At 68.6% G+C, this 6,098-nt stretch carries 4 protein-coding genes and 1 pseudogene; all 5 read left to right on the top strand.

The genetic code is table 11. From position 1 onward, the window contains the following. Positions 1-1,020 (top strand): branched-chain amino acid ABC transporter permease (locus tag P3W97_RS07090; protein ID WP_300845166.1); only part of this gene is annotated, 1,020 nt, incomplete at its 5' end. Then, entirely contained in the window at positions 1,017-2,894 is a 1,878-nt protein-coding gene (locus tag P3W97_RS07085) for a branched-chain amino acid ABC transporter ATP-binding protein/permease (protein ID WP_300845164.1), read from the top strand. The genes P3W97_RS07090 and P3W97_RS07085, both read left to right, overlap by 4 nt. Further along, complete coding sequence (locus P3W97_RS07080; protein ID WP_300845162.1) at positions 2,891-3,667, top strand: ABC transporter ATP-binding protein; 777 nt, start codon at positions 2,891-2,893, stop codon at positions 3,665-3,667. The genes P3W97_RS07085 and P3W97_RS07080 overlap by 4 nt, the downstream gene beginning before the upstream one ends. A gap of 83 nt (positions 3,668-3,750) precedes the next feature. Then, a complete protein-coding gene (gene paaZ / locus P3W97_RS07075; RefSeq protein ID WP_300845160.1) occupies positions 3,751-5,799 on the top strand; it encodes a phenylacetic acid degradation bifunctional protein PaaZ in 2,049 nt (682 codons plus the stop codon). A 69-nt stretch (positions 5,800-5,868) separates the two neighbouring features. Next, positions 5,869-6,098 (top strand): annotated as a pseudogene (locus P3W97_RS07070) (3-oxoadipyl-CoA thiolase); the annotation flags it as partial.

The raw sequence follows: 6,098 nt of genomic DNA, 5'->3' as shown, positions 1-6,098 counted from the left end.
CTGCAAATCGCCCTGTTCTTGGGTCAGGACGGGATCATCAACGGCGCCATCTATGCCCTGATGGCGCTGGCACTCGTGCTCGTGTTTTCCGTGACGCGGGTGATTTTCGTCCCGCAGGGGGAGCTGGTGGCCTACAGCGCGCTCACGATGGCCGCGCTGCAGGCGGGCGGCACACCCGCGACCCTGTGGCTGCTGCTGACGATGGCCGCCACGGCGCTGGCTGTGGAGATTGGGCGGCAGCGGCGCGGCGCATCGGTGGACTGGTGGTCTACCGGCCTGTGGTGTGGCCTGCTGCCGGCACTGGCAGCGCTGGCCGTCTGGTGGCAGCCGAGCACCCAGGTGGGCAAGGCGCTGACCGTCGTGCTGCTGGTCACCCCTTTGGGGCCGTTGATCTATCGCTTGGCCTTTCGGCCGTTGTCGCACGCGACGGTGCTGGTGTTGCTGATCGTCTCGGTCGCGCTACACGGCGTGCTCATGGGGCTGGGGTTGTCGTTCTTTGGCGCCGAAGGCTCGCGCACCCCGCCGTTTTCCGAGGCGCGGTTCGATCTGGGCAGCCTGGCCATCAGCGGCCAGTCGCTGGTGGTGTTGGGCGTGACCGGGTTGCTGGTGATTGCGATGTTCGTGTTTTTCGAGCGCACCTTGCTCGGCAAAGCGCTGCGCGCCACAGCCATCAACCGCGTCGGCGCCCGCCTGATGGGCATCCCGACCGATCTGTCCGGTGATCTGAGTTTTGCCCTGGCGGCGCTGATTGGGGCGGTCTCTGGCCTGCTCATCGCGCCCATCACGACCATTTATTACGACACCGGCTTTTTGATTGGTCTGAAGGGTTTCGTCGCTGCGATCATCGGCGGGCTGGCCAGCTACCCGGCCGCTTTGCTGGGGGCCGTGCTGGTGGGACAGCTCGAGGCTTTCGCGTCGTTTTGGGCCAGTGCGTTCAAGGAGGTGCTGGTGTTCACCCTGATCATCCCGGTGCTACTGTGGCGCTCGCTGCGCAGCCACCATGTGGAGGACGAAGAATGAGCGCTGAAACCCGCGTCTCCCACGCCGCAGTCGCATCAGCGATCACCGGGGCCGGGGTATCGACCCGGTGGCTGACGCTGGGCTTGGTGCTGGCGCTGGCCGCCGCCTGGGGTTTTCTGCCCGACTTCACCATCACCTTGCTCAACTACATCGGGCTGCATGCCCTGGTGGCGCTGGGCTTGGTCATGTTAACCGGCGTGGGCGGCATGACCTCGTTTGGGCAAGCCGCTTTCGTGGGGCTGGGGGCTTATGCGACAGCCTGGATCTGCACGTCGCCCGACGTGGCTAGCGCCCTGTCTGGTTTGCCCACGCAGACCCTGCCCTGGTTGGGATTGGCCCTGGGGCTCGCGCTCACCTTCGGGGTGGCCTGGGGACTGGGCGCGGTGACGCTGCGCTTGGGCGGCCACTATTTGCCGCTGGCCACCATTGCTTGGGGGCTGAGCCTGTACTTTCTGTTCGGCAACCTGGGTCCGCTGGGCGGACACACGGGCCTGACCGGCATCCCACCGTTGTCACTGTTCGGCGCCTCGCTGGCCGATCCGCGCGCGCTGGGGATCCTGATCTGGGCCATTTTGCTGCTGGCGGTGTGGGCGTTGCACAACCTGCTCGATTCGCGCGAGGGGCGCGCCATCCGCGCACTCAAAACAGGCCGCGTCATGGCTGAGTCCATGGGCGTGAACACGGCGCGCCAGCGCATCAAGGTGTTCGTCTTGGCGGCGCTGCTCGCTGCCGTGTCGGGCTGGCTGTATGCCCATCTGCAGCGCTTCGTCAATCCGACGCCGTTCAATCTGAACATCGGCATCGAATATCTGTTCATGGCGGTGGTCGGCGGCAGTGGGCACCTGTGGGGTGCGCTGCTGGGCGCCACCCTGATTGCCTTGCTCAAAGAGCAATTGCAAGACTGGCTGCCCAAGCTGTTGGGTATGAGCGGCAATTTCGAAGTCATCGTCTTCGGCCTGTTGATGATGCTGGTGCTGCAGCGCTACGCGGACGGGCTGTGGCCCACGCTGGCCGGCTGGGCCAAGCGGGCGGGCGTGGTGCCCCCGCCTCGCAGGCTGCCGGCGCCGTCCCCCTTGCCCAGCCGCGCCCTGCCGCCTGCGGGGACGGTGCTCATCGAGGCGCGCAACGTCACCAAGCGCTTTGGCGGCCTGGTGGCCAACAGCCAGGTCTCGCTGGAGGTGCGCGCCGGCGAGGTGCACGCGTTGATCGGCCCCAACGGTGCCGGCAAGAGCACCTTCTTCAACATGATCTCGGGCGTGGACGACCCCAGCGAGGGCGAAGTGCGGCTGCTGGGCCAGTCCATGGTCGGGCGGCCGTCGCGGGACTTTGCTGCGCTGGGCCTGGGGCGGACCTTTCAGCATGTGCGGCTGCTGGGCCAGCGCAGCGTGCTGGACAACGTGGCGTTGGGCGCGCATCTGCGTGGGCGGCGCGGCTGGCTGGCCAGCATGCTGCGGCTCGAGCGCCACGAGGAGGCGGCGCTGCTGGCCGAGTCGATGCGCCAGATCGAGCGCTGCGGGCTGGCCGAGCACGCCCACACGCCGGCCGGCTCGCTCGCCTTGGGACAGCAGCGCATCGTCGAGATCGCTCGGGCGCTGGCGGGCCAGCCGGCGCTGCTGTTGCTGGACGAGCCGGCCGCTGGCCTGCGTCACCTGGAGAAGCAGGCGCTGGCGCGGCTGCTGGACCAGTTGCGTCGCGAGGGCCTGGGTATCCTGATCGTGGAGCACGACATGGAGTTCGTGATGAACCTGGCCGATCGCATCACGGTGCTGGACTTCGGCACCGTGATCGCGCACGGCACTCCGGCGCAGGTGCAGCGCGACCCGCGCGTGCTGGCCGCCTACCTGGGCGACGAAGGTTTGGGAGGCACGGCATGAGTCCCACCGAACGCCCGCCGCTGTTGCGCCTGCGCGGCTTTTCCGTCTCCTACGGGGCGGTGGAGGCGCTGCATCAGGTCGATCTCGACGTACATGAGGGTGAGATCGTTACCGTCATCGGTCCCAACGGCGCTGGCAAGACCACGCTGCTCAACGCCGCAATGGGTTTGCTGCGCTCGCGTGGTGAGCTGGCTGTGGCGGGCGAGGTGGTGCTGCGACCCAGCGTGGAGCGTATGGTCGCACGCCAGGTGGCGCTGGTGCCCGAGAAGCGCGAGCTGTTCGGGGAGATGTCGGTGCAAGACAACCTGCTGCTGGGCGGTTTTTCGCGCTGGCGGCGTGGCGACCGCACCCAGCGCGCACGCATGGAAGAGGTGTTTGCGATTTTTCCGCGCCTGCGGGAACGCCGCGCGCAGATGGCGGCGACGCTGTCCGGCGGCGAGCGACAGATGCTGGCCATCGGCCGGGCGCTGATGGCCAAGCCGCGCCTGCTGATGTTGGACGAACCGTCGCTGGGTTTGGCTCCACTGATCGTGCGCGAGGTGCTGCAGACCGTCGCGCGCCTGCGCGAGGCAGGTGTGTCCGTGTTGTTGATCGAGCAGAACGCCCGTGCTGCGCTGCAGATCGCCGACCGCGGCTATGTGTTGGAGATGGGGGCCATCGCGCTGCACGGCCCCGCCGAGGATCTGCTGCACGACCGCCGCATCGTCGAGACCTACCTGGGCTTGGGCGGCCATCGGGCCGCCGAGCCGGCCGCCCCGTTCACCGCCGCCTAGCGATCCGCCCGCTGTCGCCGCGCTGGAGCCGGCGCGGCAACGCAACCCGCCCCCGTCCTTGTTCGATTGAGCGTACGACCCCGATGAACGATACCCCCATCCTGCAGAGCTACATCGCCGGCCGCTGGCTCGGCCGCACCCCGGCGCAGACGCTGCGCAGCGCCGTCAACGGTCGCCCGGTGGCGGCGACGCACGCGGAGCCGATCGATTTTGCCGAGGCGCTGGCACACGCGCGTCGTGCGCAAGCAGCGCTGCTGCGGCTGGATTTCCAGCAGCGCGCTGCACGCCTGAAGGCGCTGGCCAAGTATTTGATGGAGCGCAAGGAGGCGCTGTACGCCGTATCGGCCCACACCGGCGCCACGCGCCAGGACGGATGGATCGACATCGAAGGCGGCATCGGCACGCTGTTCGCATATGCCAGCGTTGGCAGCAACGAGCTGCCCGGTTCCAACGTGTTGCACGAAGGCCCTCCGATACCATTGGGCAAGCAAGGGCACTTTGCCGGCACGCACATCTTAGTGCCGCGCGCGGGCGTGGCGGTGCACATCAATGCCTTCAACTTTCCCATCTGGGGGCTGCTGGAAAAATTCGCCCCAACCTTCCTCGCGGGCCTGCCGTGCATCGGCAAGCCCGCCACCGCCACGAGCTACCTGACGGAGGCGCTGCTGCGCTTGATCGTGGAAAGCGGCCTCTTGCCCGAGGGCAGCCTGCAGCTCGTCATCGGCGGCACGGGTGACCTGCTGGATCGGCTGCAGGGCCAGGATGTCGTGACTTTCACCGGCAGCGCCGACACCGCCGCGCGGCTGCGCGCGCACCCTAACCTCGTGCGCCAGTCGATTCCGTTCAATGCCGAGGCGGACTCACTCAACAGCGCCATCTTGGCTCCCGATGTCACCCCCGACGACGAGGAGTTTGACCTCTATGCCAAGGAGGTGGTGCGCGAGATGACCGTCAAGGCCGGCCAGAAGTGCACCGCGATCCGCCGCGCGCTGGTGCCGCGCCGCCATCTCGATGCCGTGGCCGAGCGGCTGCGCGCGCGGCTGGCCAAGGTGGTGGTGGGCGACCCGGCGTTGGAGGGCGTGCGCATGGGCGCGCTGGCCTCGCACGCGCAGCAGCGCGACGTGGCCGAGCGCGTGGCGCTGCTGCGCGCCGGCGCCGAGGTGGTGTGGGATGGCGGGCCGGATTTCGCGCCGCTGGGCGACGGCACCGCACAGGGGGCGTTCTGTGCCCCGACGCTACTGCTGGCGCGCGATCCGCACAGCCACGCCGCCGTGCACGAAGTGGAGGCGTTCGGACCCGTCAGCACGCTGCTGCCGTACGACGACCTGGACGAAGCGCTGGCCCTGGCCGCACGCGGCCGCGGCAGCCTGGTGGCCACACTGGTGACGCGCGACCCCCAGGCGGCGGCGCGCGCCATTCCGGTGGCGGCGGTCTGGCACGGCCGGCTGTTGGTGTTGGACCGCGAAGCCGCAGTGGAGTCGACTGGCCACGGCTCGCCGCTGCCGCCGCTCAAGCACGGCGGCCCGGGTCGTGCCGGTGGTGGCGAGGAGCTGGGTGGCCTGCGCGCCGTCAAGCACTACCTACAGCGCGCCGCGGTGCAGGGTTCGCCGACCATGCTGACGGCGGTCACCGGCGAATATGTGCGCGGCGGCGCGCGCATCCACACCGAGGTCCATCCGTTTCGCCGCCACTTCGAAGACCTGCGCGTCGGCGAGAGCCTGCTGACACACCGCCGTACCGTCACCGAGGCCGACATCGTTGCCTTCGGCGGCATCTCCGGGGATTATTTCTACATGCATTTCGACGAGATCGCGGCCAAGGACTCGCCGTTCGGGCGTCGCATCGCGCACGGCTACTTCGTGCTGTCGGCCGCGGCGGGCCTGTTCGTCTCGCCGGCGCCGGGGCCTGTGTTGGCCAACTACGGGTTGGAGACGCTTCGCTTTGTCAAGCCGGTGCTCATCGGCGACACCATCCAGGCGCGCTTGACCTGCAAGCGCAAGATCGACCGCGCCAAGACCGACGCCCAGGGCCGCGGCCAGGGTGTGGTGGCGTGGGACGTGGAGGTCACCAACCAGCACGACGAGCTGGTGGCCAGCTATGAGATTCTGACGCTGGTGGCCAAACGCGCCTGAGCCCCGCATTGGGCGGCAGGCCGCGCCTCGGCCGCCCTGCTGTCTTACCAAACCCCTGGACGCTCTGCCATGACATCCCATGCCTTCATTTGCGACGCCATCCGCACCCCCATCGGCCGCTACGGCGGCGCTCTGGCCAGCGTGCGCACCGACGACCTGGCTGCCAAGCCGATTCAGGCGCTGATGGCGCGCCACCCGCACGTCGACTGGGGCGCGCTGGACGATGTGATCTTGGGTTGCGCCAATCAGGCTGGCGAGGACAACCGCAATGTCGCGCGCATGGCCGCCCTGCTGGCGGG

The organism is Tepidimonas sp. (assembly GCF_029335975.1).
GTDB lineage: Bacteria > Pseudomonadota > Gammaproteobacteria > Burkholderiales > Burkholderiaceae_C > Tepidimonas.
Note: the sequence above shows the minus strand (reverse complement) of the source record. Positions and strands in the feature narration are given on the sequence as shown.

Bases quoted from the DNA above. Each gene is read 5' to 3' on its own strand.
- P3W97_RS07085 (WP_300845164.1), top strand. From the start codon at position 1,017: ATGAGCGCTGAAACCCGCGTCTCCCACGCCGCAGTCGCATCAGCGATC.
- P3W97_RS07080 (WP_300845162.1), top strand. From the start codon at position 2,891: ATGAGTCCCACCGAACGCCCGCCGCTGTTGCGCCTGCGCGGCTTTTCC.
- paaZ (WP_300845160.1), top strand. From the start codon at position 3,751: ATGAACGATACCCCCATCCTGCAGAGCTACATCGCCGGCCGCTGGCTC.